Source organism: Falsirhodobacter sp. 1013, assembly GCF_051195255.1.
Classification (GTDB): domain Bacteria; phylum Pseudomonadota; class Alphaproteobacteria; order Rhodobacterales; family Rhodobacteraceae; genus Falsirhodobacter.
In genome coordinates this window covers 201505-215434 of the sequence record NZ_JBNJLK010000002.1, presented here as the reverse complement: position 1 = coordinate 215434, position 13930 = coordinate 201505, and the positions used below count along the sequence as shown (strand labels likewise).

Annotated in this window: 16 protein-coding genes and 1 tRNA gene; 10 read left to right on the top strand and 7 right to left on the bottom strand. The window is 65.0% G+C overall.

The annotated features are described in order from the left end of the window. Nucleotides 1–212 precede the first annotated feature (212 nt). Complete coding sequence (locus ACSHZY_RS04550; protein WP_435166058.1) at nucleotides 213–998, bottom strand: S49 family peptidase; 786 nt, start codon at nucleotides 996–998, stop codon at nucleotides 213–215. Nucleotides 999–1100: 102 nt separating this feature from the next. Here ACSHZY_RS04550 and leuB point away from each other — a divergent pair, with 102 nt between their 5' ends. From leuB to ACSHZY_RS04535, 3 genes are all read left to right on the top strand, one after another. Further along, nucleotides 1101–2201 carry a 3-isopropylmalate dehydrogenase gene (leuB, locus tag ACSHZY_RS04545; RefSeq protein ID WP_435166055.1) on the top strand — a complete coding sequence of 367 codons (1101 nt, stop codon included), beginning with the start codon at nucleotides 1101–1103 and terminating at the stop codon, nucleotides 2199–2201. Nucleotides 2202–2305: 104 nt separating this feature from the next. After that, nucleotides 2306–3265 (top strand): DMT family transporter, encoded by a 960-nt coding sequence (locus tag ACSHZY_RS04540; protein WP_435166053.1) that lies wholly within the window; start codon nucleotides 2306–2308, stop codon nucleotides 3263–3265. 50 nt (nucleotides 3266–3315) lie between these two features. Next, nucleotides 3316–3392 (top strand) — tRNA-Pro (locus ACSHZY_RS04535). Between the two features lie 306 nt (nucleotides 3393–3698). Here ACSHZY_RS04535 and ACSHZY_RS04530 read toward each other — a convergent pair. Beyond that, entirely contained in the window at nucleotides 3699–3854 is a 156-nt protein-coding gene (locus tag ACSHZY_RS04530; RefSeq protein WP_435166050.1) for a hypothetical protein, read from the bottom strand. On the opposite strand from ACSHZY_RS04530, the gene ACSHZY_RS04525 reads away from it, so the two are divergent. Continuing rightward, on the top strand, nucleotides 3783–4127 hold the full coding sequence (locus ACSHZY_RS04525; RefSeq protein WP_435166963.1) for a hypothetical protein: 345 nt from the start codon (nucleotides 3783–3785) through the stop codon (nucleotides 4125–4127). The two genes, ACSHZY_RS04530 and ACSHZY_RS04525, sit on opposite strands and share 72 nt — an antisense overlap. Nucleotides 4128–4559: 432 nt before the next feature. Here ACSHZY_RS04525 and ACSHZY_RS04520 read toward each other — a convergent pair whose 3' ends face one another. Further along, nucleotides 4560–5012 (bottom strand): DUF3597 domain-containing protein, encoded by a 453-nt coding sequence (locus ACSHZY_RS04520; protein ID WP_435166047.1) that lies wholly within the window; start codon nucleotides 5010–5012, stop codon nucleotides 4560–4562. A 340-nt stretch (nucleotides 5013–5352) separates the two neighbouring features. On the opposite strand from ACSHZY_RS04520, the gene ACSHZY_RS04515 reads away from it, so the two are divergent. Further along, complete coding sequence (locus tag ACSHZY_RS04515) at nucleotides 5353–6828, top strand: nucleobase:cation symporter-2 family protein (RefSeq protein ID WP_435166045.1); 1476 nt, start codon at nucleotides 5353–5355, stop codon at nucleotides 6826–6828. Nucleotides 6829–6899: 71 nt separating this feature from the next. On the opposite strand, the gene ACSHZY_RS04510 is transcribed toward ACSHZY_RS04515, so the two are convergent. Together ACSHZY_RS04510 and ACSHZY_RS04505 are read right to left on the bottom strand one after the other, a co-directional pair. Continuing rightward, nucleotides 6900–7664, bottom strand: a complete 765-nt coding sequence (locus ACSHZY_RS04510; protein ID WP_435166042.1) for an SDR family oxidoreductase — start codon at nucleotides 7662–7664, stop codon at nucleotides 6900–6902. Between the two features lie 36 nt (nucleotides 7665–7700). Then, nucleotides 7701–8300, bottom strand: a complete 600-nt coding sequence (locus ACSHZY_RS04505) for a DUF2076 domain-containing protein (RefSeq protein WP_435166039.1) — start codon at nucleotides 8298–8300, stop codon at nucleotides 7701–7703. Between the two features lie 106 nt (nucleotides 8301–8406). On the opposite strand from ACSHZY_RS04505, the gene ACSHZY_RS04500 reads away from it, so the two are divergent. The 5 genes from ACSHZY_RS04500 (at nucleotide 8407) to ACSHZY_RS04480 (ending at nucleotide 12298) form a co-directional block, all read left to right on the top strand. Continuing rightward, nucleotides 8407–8799, top strand: coding sequence for a barstar family protein (locus ACSHZY_RS04500; protein ID WP_435166036.1), 393 nt, complete (start codon nucleotides 8407–8409; stop codon nucleotides 8797–8799). A 50-nt stretch (nucleotides 8800–8849) separates the two neighbouring features. After that, nucleotides 8850–9434: an ANTAR domain-containing response regulator gene (locus ACSHZY_RS04495; protein ID WP_435166033.1), complete on the top strand. Its 585-nt coding sequence runs from the start codon at nucleotides 8850–8852 to the stop codon at nucleotides 9432–9434. Then, nucleotides 9431–10603: a CmpA/NrtA family ABC transporter substrate-binding protein gene (locus ACSHZY_RS04490; protein ID WP_435166030.1), complete on the top strand. Its 1173-nt coding sequence runs from the start codon at nucleotides 9431–9433 to the stop codon at nucleotides 10601–10603. Before ACSHZY_RS04495 ends, ACSHZY_RS04490 begins: the two co-directional genes overlap by 4 nt. Nucleotides 10604–10966: 363 nt before the next feature. Next, a complete protein-coding gene (cynS, locus tag ACSHZY_RS04485) occupies nucleotides 10967–11431 on the top strand; it encodes a cyanase (protein ID WP_435166027.1) in 465 nt (154 codons plus the stop codon). 27 nt (nucleotides 11432–11458) lie between these two features. Next, nucleotides 11459–12298: a formate/nitrite transporter family protein gene (locus tag ACSHZY_RS04480; protein ID WP_435166024.1), complete on the top strand. Its 840-nt coding sequence runs from the start codon at nucleotides 11459–11461 to the stop codon at nucleotides 12296–12298. Between the two features lie 189 nt (nucleotides 12299–12487). Here ACSHZY_RS04480 and ACSHZY_RS04475 read toward each other — a convergent pair whose 3' ends face one another. Then, nucleotides 12488–12781 carry a hypothetical protein gene (locus ACSHZY_RS04475; RefSeq protein WP_435166021.1) on the bottom strand — a complete coding sequence of 98 codons (294 nt, stop codon included), beginning with the start codon at nucleotides 12779–12781 and terminating at the stop codon, nucleotides 12488–12490. Nucleotides 12782–13020: 239 nt separating this feature from the next. Next, a complete protein-coding gene (locus ACSHZY_RS04470; protein WP_435166018.1) occupies nucleotides 13021–13533 on the bottom strand; it encodes a hypothetical protein in 513 nt (170 codons plus the stop codon). Between the last annotated feature and the right edge of the window lie 397 nt (nucleotides 13534–13930).

The following is a 13930-nucleotide window of genomic DNA, read 5'->3' as shown; positions in this document are numbered from 1 at the left end:
TGCCCATTTTTTAGGCTATTTTACAAGTGGTTGATATTGCACGAAACATTGTCGTCATGCCGACAAAGTCCCTGATTTTCCTAGGGTTATACGTGCTTGAGTAACAGTCACGCGACACAGTGGACAAGTGTCACCGCCTTCGGCGCAACATCCCGAGGAAGCCAAGGATCACGACCACAGCAAGGAACAGGATGGCGATCTTGACCAGCATCCTACAACCCCAACCTTGCCCAAGCGCTTCGATCTTCAACCATGCCCAGAGCGGCCTGCGCCGCCCGGAAGCCGAACCGTGCCAGAAGCCCACGCTTGGGGGCGTGTGGGACAAGACGCACATCCTTGCCGTAAAGTTCCTTCAGTTTCGGCACAAGATGGCCCACCCCGTCCGCCAGTCCCAGATCGACCGCCTGCTGGCCCACCCAGATGTCGGCGTTGAACAGGTCCGCCTCGGCCAGCTTTGCGCCGCGCCGCACCTTCACATGCGCGATGAAGGCGTCGTGGATGGGGGCCTGGATCGCCTTCAGGCGGGCCACATCCTCGGGCTTTTCGGGCAGGAAGGGATCGGCCAGGGATTTCGATCGGCCGGCGGTGTGGACACGACGCTCGATCCCGTGGCGAGCGAGGAACTCCGGAAAGCCGAAGCTGGAGGAGATCACGCCGATGGAGCCGACGATGGAGCTGGGATCGACCCAGATGTCATCCCCCGCGCAAGCGAGCCAGTAGCCGCCCGAAGCGGCCGCATCCTCGATGAACACGTGCACGGGCACGCGCTTTTCGTCCGCCAGCCGGCGGATGCGCGCCGCGATCAGGCTGGACTGCGCGGGCGATCCGCCCGGCGAGTTGACGACGACCGCCACCGCCGCGGGCTTGCCGCGCGAGAACGCCCGTTCGATCAGCGGGGCCATGGAGACGTCCGACATCGCGCGGGAGGAGATGACGCCCTGCAACCGGATCACCGGCACGAAGGGGCCTTTGTTCAGAAAGGGGATGAAGCGCTTCATGGCAGGAAGATAGAGGCGATGGACCCCCCGAACAAGGCCCGCGCTTGACCCCCCTCGCGCCCGGCGCTAGGCCGAAGGCATCACCGAAAACAGGAGCTGTCCTTGGCCAATCCTTCCCTTCTCATCCTGCCGGGCGACGGCATCGGTCCCGAAGTCATGGCCGAGGTCCGCAAGATCATCGGCTGGCTTGGCACGCAGGGCGTGTTCTTCGACGTGGAGGAGGGGCTGATCGGCGGGGCCTCCTATGACGTGCACGGGGTGCCGCTGTCGGACGGGACGCTGGAACGCGCGCAGGCGGTGGACGCCGTGCTGCTGGGCGCCGTGGGCGCGCCGAAATACGCGGGCGTGGATTACGCCCTGCGCCCCGAGGCGGGCCTTCTGAAGATCCGCAAGGAGATGGACCTTTACGCCAACCTGCGCCCCGCGCAGTGCTTCGAGGCGCTGGCCGACTTCTCCTCGCTCAAACGCGAGGTGGTGTCGGGGCTGGACATCATGATCGTGCGCGAGCTGACCTCCGGCATCTATTTCGGCGAACCGCGGGGCATCCAGGACGATAACGAAGGTGGACGCGTGGGCATCAACACCCAGCGCTACACCACGAACGAGATCCGGCGTGTGGCGCGTTCGGCCTTCGAGATGGCCCGCCGCCGCGGCAACCGCGTCTGCTCGATGGAAAAGTCGAACGTCATGGAGTCGGGCATCCTGTGGCGCGAGGAGGTGCAGTGGGTGCACGACCGCGAATACCCGGACGTGGAACTGTCGCACATGTATGCCGACAATGGCGCGATGCAGCTGGTGCGCAACCCTCGCCAGTTCGACGTGATCGTGACCGACAACCTGTTCGGCGACCTTCTGTCGGACGCGGCGGCGATGCTGACCGGATCGCTGGGCATGCTGCCCTCGGCCAGCCTCGGCGCCCCGATGGCCAACGGGCGGCCGAAGGCGCTGTACGAACCCGTGCACGGATCGGCCCCCGACATCGCGGGCCAGGGCAAGGCGAACCCGATCGCCACGGTCCTCAGCTTCGCGATGGCGCTGCGCTATTCCTTCGATCTGGGCCATCACGCCACCCGGCTGGAACAGGCGGTGGAGCGGGTTCTGTCCAACGGCCACCGCACCGCCGACCTGATGGGCGTGGAGGGCGGCACCCCGCTGAGCACGTCGCAGATGGGCGATGCCATCGTGGCGGCGCTGGCGGGATAACGCCACTTCCCGCGATCCGGCGCCGGTCCGCCCATCAGGACCGGCGCCGGACTTGCCTTGGGCCGAAGACGGGTCAGTTAACGACCAGAGCAGCCAAAGACGAAATGATGGACGGCAAAAGCAACCTCCGCGCCGCAGTGACGGCCCTGACCGCATTTCTGGTCTATTCGACCCATGACACGGTGGTGAAGGTTCTGGGCAGCTTCTACCACCCCATGCAGATCGTGTTCTTTTCCGTCTGTTTCGCGATGCCCCTTGTCACCGTCATGCTGATGCGGGACCGCACCGACGGAAACCTGATCCCGCGCCACCCGTGGTGGACGCTGCTGCGGACGTTCTCCTCGGTCGTGGCGGGGGTGTCGGCCTTTTACGCCTTCACCGTCCTGCCCCTGGCACAGACCTATGCCATCCTGTTCGCCACGCCGCTGCTGATCACCCTTCTGGCGATCCCGATCCTGGGAGAGCGGGTTGGCCCCCATCGCGGCGGCGCCATCGTGGTCGGCCTTCTGGGCGTGATGATCGTGATCCAGCCGGGGGCGGAACCGTTGACGACGGGCCATCTGGCGGCCCTCGCCTCGGCCGTGTTCGGATCGTTGGGGGCCATCATCGTGCGCAAGATCGGACGGGAGGAGCGGAGCGTGGTGCTGCTGCTGTATCCCATGATGGCCAACTTCATCGTGATGGGCTGCGCCCTGCCCTTCGTCTACAAGCCGATGCCCATCGAACATCTGGGCCTTCTGGGGATGATGGCCGCGCTGTCCTTTGGGGGGATGCTGCTCACCATCTCCGCCTACCGGATGGGTGAGGCGGTGATCGTGGCCCCCATGCAGTACAGCCAGATCATCTGGGCGACGCTGTTCGGTTTCCTGATCTTCAAGGAGACGCTGAAGATGAACACCTTGCTGGGGGCCACCGTGATCGTCGCCTCCGGCCTTTACATCGTGCTGCGGGAAGATCGCGGATCGTCGACCGAAAAGCCGGTAACTCGGTCGCGCTGGCGGGCCGAGGTGTCCATGCCCCGCGTTGGTCCGATGATGCTATGGCAAAAACAGCAGAAACGTTAGGAATGGCCCCTTGCAATGGCCGCAGTAAGCGGGTAACCCACGCCCACGGTCGGAGCGTAGCGCAGCCTGGTAGCGCACCTGCTTCGGGAGCAGGGGGTCGGAGGTTCGAATCCTCTCGCTCCGACCAGAAGAACTTTTGACGCGTTTCAGGAAGTTTTGCTCTTTGTTTCAAAGAGCACCTTTCCGACGCGAGGCTCCCCTCACAAGATAAGGTAGTCCCTCCGTACAGCGCTGCGCTTGCTGAGCAAGGTGTCGGCGCTCTTGTCTGTGGAAGGTTTCGTCGATGTTTGGTCGCGAAATTCTGAAGCTAAGCAGGCAGCGCAAGATGCCTCAGTTGTATCGTCATCATCACGCAGGATAACACGCCGCCAACATGGAAAGGGTGTATTGACTCTGCGGAGTCTGCGCAGGTTAAGCCGCTCATCTGAATGCCTCAGCAGGCGTGCGCCTGGCAAGCGCCTGATGCGGGCGGCGGGTGTTCTAGAACTGAATCCAGTCCCCCGATGGCGCGAGCGGCATGCTGGATGCTCTCGAAGCGGTGTCGGTGAATGCTCTGCTCCTTCAGCGTCCGGATGACGCGCTCGACCATGCCGTTTTGCTGCGGGCAGTGCGGGGTGATGAACTCTTGGCTGAGGCCGTAGCTGCGAACCAGACCCGTGTGATGGCGGCTGGTGAGGACCAGGCCGTTGTCCGATCGCAGCAGGAACTTCCAGTTGACGCGGCCCAGAGGGCCGAAGCGGTTGATCAGGGCATGCTCCAGCGCACTGGCGGCCGTGGTTGCCTTGCCGGTGCGCGACAGGTGCCAGCCGAGAAGTTCACGCGTATGGCTATCAATGACCAGATGCAGGAACTGAACATCTAGGAGGCACTTTTGGAACGGCAGGCGACGTCATTGGATGTGTCAGACTCGGTATGCTTTCGGTGAGGCCAGCACTCCACCTCACAGCTACTCTTGGACAGTCAAGCCGTAGGCCGGTGGCGGCAACATGCACACGAAACATGCCAATGCCTCCCCCTCAAACCCCTGCGCAATGAGGAGGACGATGCGACAGCGAAGCGCGCAGGTGGAACACGGATCGGACCCACGTGGCGGAGCTAGCTCTACTCCGCAGTCCGGTCGCTTTGAATCTTTGGAAGCGGCACCGAAGTCATCTTGCACGCAGGGCCGCAGATTCCATACCAACGGGCAGGTCTGCGCCGGGGCAAACCGGTCCTGATGGCGACGGATGGGCCGTGACTTACGTGTTCACGCGGAGCGCCCTTTGGCGACCCGCGTGGACGAGCATCATACGTATCAGTCGGTCAGTTCGGACGGGACCTTGCCGCCGTTCTTGGCCAGTTCGCGCATGACGGCCTTGTGCAGCCAGATGTTCATCTCGGCGCTGCCGTCCAGATCGCCGGTGTAATGCAGTTCCTTGGCAAGATCCTTGCGGTTGGCCAGGCTGGAATCGATGTCCAGCAGCTTCATCAGGTCCACGATGGAGGAGCGCCAGTTCAGGTCCGAGCCCTTCGCCTTGGCCGTCGCCTCAAGGCTGGCGATGACGTCGACGGGGCTGGACGCGGCCGGGGCGGCGGGTGCAGCGGCCGGCGTGGCCGAGGCGGCCGGAGTGGCGGGCGCCGGTTGCGGGGCCTGCGCCGCGACGTCCTTCTGCGGTGCCGGGGCCAAGGTGGGGGCCGTGGCGGGACGCTCACCCGCTTCCGCCTTGCCGCCGAAGATGGCGCCCTTGATCTTGCTGAAAATGCTCATTCGTAAAAACCTTTCGAACTGTTTTCGCGCCGGCCGTGACGAAGGCCAGCGCATCCTAGCGATCACGTGGCAATCGCCTGACACAGGTCATCTAGTCCGCCGACCCTGTTGGAAAACCTCGATTTCCCGCGGACAGGTCCAAGAACGAACCCCGAGTCAGCGATACGGACCCGCCTGTTGCGCGTTTCACGACGTGATCATTGCTGCGGCGACAGGGGCGAAAAACGGTCAAACCGCGGGCGTTCCCCTGCAAGCGCCGCATCCGTCGACACCGGAACCTGCCCGCGGCCGCACCCCCCACGCAAAGTGGACCCTGACAAGGGGACAGCGGAGGATCACCATGACACATCCCGTCGATGAAAGATTGCCGGCCGGGCGGCTGGCGGTGCTGGGGCTTCAGCACGTGATGGTGATGTATGCGGGCGCGGTGGCCGTGCCGTTGATCGTGGGGCGCGCGCTGCAACTGTCGCCCGCGGATGTGGCTTTCCTGATTTCGGCCGACCTGTTCGCCTGCGGCATCGTCACCCTGATCCAGTCGGCCGGGCTGACGCCGTGGCTGGGCGTGCGGTTGCCGGTCATGATGGGGGTGACCTTCGCGTCTGTGGGGCCGATGCTGGCCGTGGCCACCTCTCACCCAGGAGCCGAGGGGGCGCGCATGATCTTCGGCGCCATCATGGCCGCCGGCGTCATCGGCCTCTTTCTCGCACCGCTGATCGGCCGCCTGCTGCGGTTCTTCCCCCCGGTGGTGACGGGTACGATCATCCTTGTGATCGGGGTGACGCTGATGCGGATCGGGATCAACTGGATCTTCGGCAATCCCGTGGGCCCCACCGCCCCGCGCATCGTCCCGCCCGAGGCGCAGGCCTGGCTGCGCACCTTGTCCGAAATGTCGGGCCAGCCCGGCAGCCCGGTGCCCCCGATGCCCCAAGGGCTGAACCTTGCGCCCAGCCAGCCGAACCCGGCCTATGCCTCGGGCGGAAGCGTCCTGCTGTCCGCTTTCGTGCTGCTGGTGATCCTGGCGATCACGCGGCTGGCCAAGGGGTTCCTCGGCAACATCGCGGTGCTGGCGGGCATCGTCGCCGGAAGTCTGGCCGCGGTGGTGGCGGGCAAGATGACCTTTGCAAAGGTGGGGGCCACCGCGTGGTTCGCGCCGATCCTGCCCTTCCATTTCGGCGCCCCGATCTTCGATCCGGTGCTGATCGCGACGATGGTGCTGGTCATGGTGGTGGTGATGATCGAATCCACCGGCATGTTCCTGGCGCTGGGCGCGATCACGGGGCGGGAGGTGACGCGCGGGCAGCTGACGGCCGGGCTGCGGACCGACGGTCTGGGGACGCTGATCGGCGGGATATTCAACACCTTCCCCTACACCTCGTTCAGCCAGAACGTGGGCCTTGTGGGGGTGACGGGCGTGCGCAGCCGCTTTGTCTGCGTGGCGGGCGGGGTGATCCTGATCGTGCTGGGTCTGATGCCGAAGATGGGGGCGCTGGTGGAGTCGGTTCCGACGGCCGTGCTGGGCGGGGCCGGGTTGGTGATGTTCGGGATGGTGGCGGCCACCGGCATCCGCATCCTGTCGGGCGTCGACTTTCACACGCAACGCAACAACCTGTTCATCGTGGCCGTGTCCCTCGGCTTCGGGATGATCCCGCTGGTCGCGCCGGACTTCAAGCTGTGGATGCCGCACGCGCTGCACCCGCTGATCGATTCCGGCATCCTTCTGGCCACGCTGTCTGCGGTGATCCTGAACGCCGTGTTCAACGGCGCCCGCGCCACCTTTGACGACGCCAGCCGCAGCGCCCTTCTGGCCGAGCATTGAGGTCCTGCCCGACCGGCCTTCCAACGGCTCGCGGAAAACAAAAGGCCGGGGACATCCCCGGCCTTGCCACATCAGCCGTTGCGCGCTTCGTTCGCGAAGGCGTTCAGCTTTGCCAGCGTCTCGTCGAACTGCCCTTCGGCTTCGGCGAACCGCAGGAAGCGCACGCGTTCCACCAGGATCTCGGCGGGCGTGGGATCTTGCCCGAACAGCGCCATCACCTCCTCAACAAAAGCGTCCAGCGGCTGATAGCCGGGACGGCTTTCCTGCCCCGGCGTCAGGCCGGTCTGCACGGCGGGCGGCGCCAGTTCGATCACCTCCACCTGCCCCTTCAGAACCTCGCGCAGGGCGACGGTATAGGAATGCAGGGCGGCCTTTGTGGCGTTGTAGGTGGGCGTCACCAGCAGCGGCACGAAGGCCAGCCCCGAGGTGACGTTCACGATCGCCGCGTCGGGCTGCGTCTTCAGATGATCAATCAGCGCGTTCATCAGGCGGATCGGCCCCAGCAGGTTCGTCGTCACCGTCGCCTCGGCGTCCGACAGGTCGCGGGTCGCCGACACGTCCTCGAACCGCATGATGCCGGCGTTGTTGAACACCACGTTCACCTTCGGATGCGCCGTCAGCAGCCGTTCGGCAAAATCGGCAACGCCTTCGGCGCGTTCGACATCCAGCGTCAGGGCGTGCATCTGTGGCCGCCCGGCGATCGCCTCGTCCAGAACGTCCTGCCGGCGCCCGGCGACGATGACGGTGTTGCCCGCATCGTGGAACCTGTGCGCAAGGGCGCGGCCGATGCCTGACCCCCCGCCGGTGATGAGAATGGTGTTGCCGGTCTGCTTCATGATGGGGAACCCCTGAGGTTGGATGGAAAGAGGCGCTTATTCGCCCTCGTCATAGCCGCCGTCGTCGTAACCGGCGGAGTCGTCGCCCCAGTCGCTGCCGGTGTCGGCATCGGTCTCGTCCTCGGCCGGCGCCGGATCGTCCTGCGGGGCCTCCTCGGGCGACTCTCCGGCCATGGCGTGACCGCCGAACATCCCCGCGATGGCGTTGCCCAGAAGAACACCGCCCGCCACGCCCATGGCCGTCTGCGCGGCCCCGGCCAGGAAGCCGCCGCCCCCGCCGCCCTGGTTCTGGAAGGGAGACCGCGACGGGTTCTGGAACGGAGAGGTGCGGGACACTCTGGGCACCGAACCGCCTCCGAAGCCCGACATGAAGCCGCCGCGACGGGCCGGCTCATCGTGGGGGCGGGCGTCATGGGCCGGTTTGGCTTCCAGTTCCTCGATCCGCTTTTGCGCCGCTTCCAGCGCCTTCTGCTGCATGATGACCGTCTGCGCCATGTAGTAGGAGGCGGCCGGATGCCGGTTCAAGGCGTCGCGGATCACGCGCTCGGCTTCGGCGTCGCGCTGTGGCATCTGCCGTTCCACCGTGGCAAGGTTGGCGAACAGGGTGTCGATGGCGCTGCGATCCTCATGGTTCATGGAAACGCTCCTTCTGCTGTATCCCGTCACAGCGACCAACGGGGCCGGATGGTTCCCTTGGGGAACACGCTCGTGAAGCCGGAACGTGACCACAAAGGGTGCCGCCATGACCACAAGCCTCTGCCTTGTTCTTGAGGGATCGCGCATCCACGACATCCCCGGCTTCTATGATGAGATCAACCGCGTTTTCATGGCCGGGGAAAGCTGGCGGCTGGGCGAAAGCCTGGATGCGCTGGACGACCTGCTGCACGGCAGCTACGGCGCGCTGCACGGCCACGCGACCGCGACCCTGCTGTGGCGCGACATCGATCTGTGCCGGCACAGTCTGGGACATGAAACCACGCGCCGCTGGCTTCGGGGCAAGCTGACCCCACCATTCGACAACCGCCTGATCCGTAGGCAACTCGATGCGCTGGAAGGCGGTGAAGGCCGAACCTACTTCCAGATCATCGCGGACATCTTCGCCAGCCACCCCAACATCCGCCTGATCGAGGGGTAAGGCCCTGTCTCGCCTTGCTTCCCGGCGTTCTTCGTGGCGTCATGCCCCGCATGCAGCAGCGTCTTTCCATCGTTCTGGTCGATCCCGACGAACATCGCGCCGGCCCCCTTGTGGAAGGGCTGCGGGAACTGGGCGATCATGACATCCACGTCATCAGCCAGATGGGCGATCTGGCCGGCAAGATCACCGCCTTCAAGCCCGACATCGTGCTGATCGACCTGGCCAATCCATCCCGCGACGTGCTGGAGGAACTGGCCCTCGCCTCGGGCCCGCTGGAGCGGCCGGTGGCCATGTTCGTCAACCAGTCCGACGAACACCTGACCCGCGCCGCGATCGAGGCGGGGGTGTCGGCCTATATCGTGGACGGGCTGCGCCCCGATCGCGTGAAGCCGGTTCTGGACGCGGCCATCGCGCGCTTTCGCATGTTCCAGCGGATGCGGACCGAACTGGCCGCCACCAAGGCCGCGCTGGAGGAACGCAAGGTCATCGACCGCGCGAAGGCCATCCTCATGCGCGCCCGCGGGATCGAGGAAGAGGCCGCCTATGCCCTTCTGCGCAAGACCGCGATGGATCAGGGCAAGCGCATCGGCGACATCGCCCAGCAGATCGTCATGGCGGCAGGCCTTCTGATATGAGCCTCGAGACCCTGCGGCTGGGCTACGTCCCGCTGACCGACGCCGCGCCCGCCATCATCGCCCGGGAACTGGGCTTTGCCACCGAGGAAGGGCTGGCGCTGGATCTGGTCCGCATCAGCGCCTGGGCGCAAAGCCGCGACCTTCTGGGCGCGGGCCTGATCGACGCCGCCCACATGCTGGTGCCGCTGCCGGTGGCGCAGGCCGTGGGGCTGGGACCCGCCCTGCCGGCGATGGACCTCGTGATGTTCCTGTCGCAACGGGGGCAGGCCGTCGCGATCAGCCAGACCCTTGCGGACCGGCTGCGCGCGGACGGCCACCCGTTCGACTTCACCGATGCGCGGGCGGCGGGCCTTGCCCTGCGCCGCGCGGTGCAAGGGCCCTTGCGCGTGGGCGTGCCCTTCCGCTTCTCGACGCAGGCCGAACTGATGTTCCACTGGCTCGAAGCCTCGGGCTTCGGAGAGGAGATCCGCGTCGTCACCATCCCGCCGCCTTTGATGGCGGATGCGATGGCGGCGGGCGAAGTCGACGCCTTCTGCGTGGGGGAGCCGTGGTCCTCCTTCGCGGTGGAACGGGGTGTCGCCTCGCTCTTGCTGCCGGGGCAGGCGATCTGGGCCTCTCCGCCCGAAAAGGGGCTGGTGCTGCGGCGCGATTTCACGGTGCAGCGGCCGGAGGTCACCGGCCGGCTGATGCGCGCGATCTGGCGCGCGGGCCGCTGGCTGGACGATCCGGCCAACCGTGGCACCGCGGCCGACATCCTGTCGCGCCCGGAATATCTGGACCTGCCGTCGGAACTGGCGGAACGCGGGCTGCGCGGGCGGTTGATGATCGCCCCCTCTGGTGAAACGCGGGAATGCGATGATTTCATCGCCTTCCACCGCGACGCGGCAACCTTCCCGTGGAAAAGCTTGGCCGCGCTGTTCGCAGCCCGGATGATCCGCGACCACGATCTGGATCCCGACCCCGCCATGGCCGCCGCAATGGGCTGCTTCCGCACCGACCTTTACCGCGAACACCTCCGCTCGGCCGGGGCGGCCCTGCCCGGCGCGTCTTCCCGGGTGGAGGGGAGGATCGACCGGCCGCGTCTGGTCGCCGCGGAAAAGGGGCAGGTGATTCTGCGCGCCGACGCCTTCTTCGACGGCCGCGTGTTCGAACCTCCGTCCACACGCTGATGGCTTTGCGGGCAGTCCGCCCGCCCCCCGCCCCGCATTTGCGCAGACAGGCGCCGCCCTTGCGTCCAAGGGCATTGGCGCTTGCCGGGGCGGCAGGACGCCTTTCATGATCACCTCATGGCAGGATGCAACGTCGCATCCTACCGGCTCGCAAGGATGCGGCACGTTTCGCGATGACGCGGAATAACCGAAAGCGCCCGGTCCCGCGCCGGTATCCCGCTTTCCGAAAGCTGACGTTTTTTCCGTTCCTGCCATCCGAGTTCTCATGCCTGTCGCATCCGCACATCCCCCGGAACCGTTCCGTTCCGCAAGACGCCTGCCGCGTCACCCTCTTCCCGTTCCGCCTCCTGAAAGGACCCTGCCATGAACAAGATGACGATCGAGGAACTGACCCGCGACGACCTCACGGCGATGATCCTGCGCGCCAAGAAGCGCGCGGGCCTGACATGGGACGGCCTTGCCGAGGCCATCGGCATGTCCCCCGTCTGGACCCATTCCGCCGCCACCGGCATGAACGCCTTTCCCCCCGACAAGGCCACCGCCTTCGCCGACCTGCTGGGCCTGCCGGACAGCGCGATCGACCTGCTGACCCAAAGCCCCACCAAGGTCTGGACGCAGACCGTGCCCACGGACCCCTGCCTGTATCGCTTGCACGAGATCATGGGCGTCTACGGCCCGACACTGAAGGCCCTCATCAACGAGGAGTTCGGCAATGGCATCATGTCCGCCATCGACTTCTCCATGCACCTGGAGCGGGAGCCGGACCCGAAGGGCGACCGGGTGAAGCTGACGATGTCGGGAAAATACCTCGCCTACACCAACTGGTAAGAACACGATCCACAGGAAGGTTTCTCGATGTCCTACGTCAACCCACCCGACCTTGCCCGCAAGATGATCGACGCGGGCGCTTCCAAGGCGCTGATGTCCACCAAGGACACGCTGATCCGCGCCTACATGGCTGGGGCGATCCTAGCGCTGGCGGCGGCCTTCGCCGTCACCGTCACGGTCAACACCGGCAACCCGCTGATCGGGGCGCTGTTGTTCCCCGTTGGGTTCTGCATGCTCTACCTCATGGGGTTCGACCTTCTGACGGGCGTGTTCACGCTGGTGCCGCTGGCGCTTCTGGACAAGCGGCGCGGCGTCACGATGAAAAGCCTGTGGCGGAACTGGGGACTTGTCTTCGCCGGCAACTTCTGCGGCGCGTTCACGGTGGCGATCTTCATGGCCATCATCGTGACCTTCGGCTTCACGACCGAACCGAACGCCGTCGGCCAGCAGATCGGCCATATCGGCGAAGGGCGGACGCTTGGCTATGCCGCGCACGGGGCGGGTGGGATGCTGACCCTCTTCATCCGCGCGGTCATGTGCAACTGGATGGTGTCGACGGGCGTGGTCGCGGCGATGATGTCCACCTCCGTCTCCGGCAAGATCATGGCGATGTGGATGCCGATCCTCGTGTTCTTCTACATGGGCTTCGAACATTCGATCGTGAACATGTTCCTGTTCCCGTCGGGCCTTCTGCTGGGCGGCCAGTTCACCGTGATGGACTACCTGATCTGGAACGAGATTCCGACCGTGATCGGAAACCTCGTGGGCGGGCTGACCTTCGTCGGCGCCATGATCTACGCCACGCATTACCGCACATCGCCGCAAACGGAACCGGTGGACGGGCCCATCGCCGTACCGGCAGAATAACCAAACGGGTTTCAGGGAAACGTCCTTCTTTCCTGTGAAAGACATTCTCGTAGCACTGCGACAAGAAGTTACTTTTGTCTTGGGTGCCTTGGCGGCTCCACCAGGGATGCGACGCGACGTGCCATGCGATGGCTTTTCGGAAAGAAGGGCTTCAAGCGCGTCGTTAAGCCAGTAAAGATTGCTCATCGATCAGGCTTCCTTGCGGAGCCTGAACCCTGCAAAACCCTCAAAACGACGGGTCTGGAGCTTCGTCTCACAGATCGTGGTGGGGCCGTTCGTGCCGAAGTCCTGGCACACGTGGCCAGTCAGCGCGTCCACCGCCATCAGGCGTCTGTCGGCGGTGCCCCAGATGATGCGCTGCGCGCAGGCCTGCGTCGCGGGGGGGGCGTTCGGAACGCTCTGATAAGCGACGCCACGGCAGACACCGCCCGGCTCCTTGAGGTTGGTGAGGTCCGTCTTCGGGATCGAAGCGCCAGTTTTCACCGCCCGTTTCGGCGTTGATCGAAATGACGACCTGTTTCGGCGTGCAGGTGCAAAGCGAGTTGTCGATCTTCAGCAGCGAGGCTTCGTTCCGATAGGCGATCTTCTCACCCGGCTCTTCACGTCGCCGTGGTGATATTCCACACATTTCCAGCTCCGAGGCGTTTTCGGGTGTGATCTGCGCCGCGACGAAGTGGTGCGTGCCGAGGTCAGAGCCGGGATAGGCGGTCCAGCTGTTCTCGTCATGCGTGGCGGCGACGTTCCGGTTGGCCGACGTGACCGTCGCGCGGCTGAAGGGCTCGGCCGGACGTTCCGCAGCCGCGTCCCCGGAGGCGGAGGTGCAGCGTCGGCGGCCAAGTGATCGGGATGATGATCATCAGGAACATGATGACCGGCAGCGCGACCGTCACGCCGAAGAAGACCGGCTTACCGATGCCCGGGATGACAGGGCGCACGCGCTTCCAGAACAGCGCGGTCAGCGCGATCAGCGAGGCCAGACGCGGGACCGAACCCCAGCCGTCGAACCCGATTTTCAGACCGTCCAGAAAATGGTGACGACAAGGGAGGCCCCGAACAAGAAGAAGCCCGCCCGCCGGTTGATGAACATCAGGATGGCCGAGATCACCAGGGCCAATCTCGTCAGGACATGACAGAAAGACCGGCCCGCATGGGCCAGATGGGCCGCCCTGATAGGCAAGCGCAAGGCCCCGAGCTGCCATGATCAGCAGATACAGGCCCAAAAAGAAAAGCGCCAAGCGTTATGCCCCGACGCCGAGGCTCATTCGTCATTCAGTAATGTCCACCGACTGGTGGCCGTGAAACATGACCGCGCGACTTGAGATTCGGTTTTGGCCGTAACCTGCTGCGAAAAGGACAAGGTTGCGGCTTCGTGCCGCAACCTCTTCGCAACAGAAGCCTCAGACGGGAAATGATCGGATCACCCCCGCACCTATCCTCCCGGTCGGCACAACAGAATCACGTCGCCCGGACGTCGCATCGGTGCCCCCGATGACCTGCAATCCCAAGCAGTGCAGCGTTATGTCGCAAACATCTGCAACAAGGTCGAAATCATGTTCTTATTGATAAGAACATAATACCGTAATCGACGGTGGGTGCGCGGGAAATGCGTCTCCCTGTCGTGCGGCACGGGTC

What these genes read in the sequence shown, in the direction of transcription:
- ACSHZY_RS04550 (WP_435166058.1), bottom strand. Translation starts at nt 998, where the DNA reads ATGAAGCGCTTCATCCCCTTTCTGAACAAAGGCCCCTTCGTGCCGGTG.
- ACSHZY_RS04540 (WP_435166053.1), top strand. Translation starts at nt 2,306, where the DNA reads ATGATGGACGGCAAAAGCAACCTCCGCGCCGCAGTGACGGCCCTGACC.
- ACSHZY_RS04525 (WP_435166963.1), top strand. Translation starts at nt 3,783, where the DNA reads ATGCTGGATGCTCTCGAAGCGGTGTCGGTGAATGCTCTGCTCCTTCAG.
- ACSHZY_RS04530 (WP_435166050.1), bottom strand. Translation starts at nt 3,854, where the DNA reads ATGGTCGAGCGCGTCATCCGGACGCTGAAGGAGCAGAGCATTCACCGA.
- ACSHZY_RS04520 (WP_435166047.1), bottom strand. Translation starts at nt 5,012, where the DNA reads ATGAGCATTTTCAGCAAGATCAAGGGCGCCATCTTCGGCGGCAAGGCG.
- ACSHZY_RS04515 (WP_435166045.1), top strand. Translation starts at nt 5,353, where the DNA reads ATGACACATCCCGTCGATGAAAGATTGCCGGCCGGGCGGCTGGCGGTG.
- ACSHZY_RS04510 (WP_435166042.1), bottom strand. Translation starts at nt 7,664, where the DNA reads ATGAAGCAGACCGGCAACACCATTCTCATCACCGGCGGGGGGTCAGGC.
- ACSHZY_RS04505 (WP_435166039.1), bottom strand. Translation starts at nt 8,300, where the DNA reads ATGAACCATGAGGATCGCAGCGCCATCGACACCCTGTTCGCCAACCTT.
- ACSHZY_RS04500 (WP_435166036.1), top strand. Translation starts at nt 8,407, where the DNA reads ATGACCACAAGCCTCTGCCTTGTTCTTGAGGGATCGCGCATCCACGAC.
- ACSHZY_RS04495 (WP_435166033.1), top strand. Translation starts at nt 8,850, where the DNA reads ATGCAGCAGCGTCTTTCCATCGTTCTGGTCGATCCCGACGAACATCGC.
- ACSHZY_RS04490 (WP_435166030.1), top strand. Translation starts at nt 9,431, where the DNA reads ATGAGCCTCGAGACCCTGCGGCTGGGCTACGTCCCGCTGACCGACGCC.
- cynS (WP_435166027.1), top strand. Translation starts at nt 10,967, where the DNA reads ATGAACAAGATGACGATCGAGGAACTGACCCGCGACGACCTCACGGCG.
- ACSHZY_RS04480 (WP_435166024.1), top strand. Translation starts at nt 11,459, where the DNA reads ATGTCCTACGTCAACCCACCCGACCTTGCCCGCAAGATGATCGACGCG.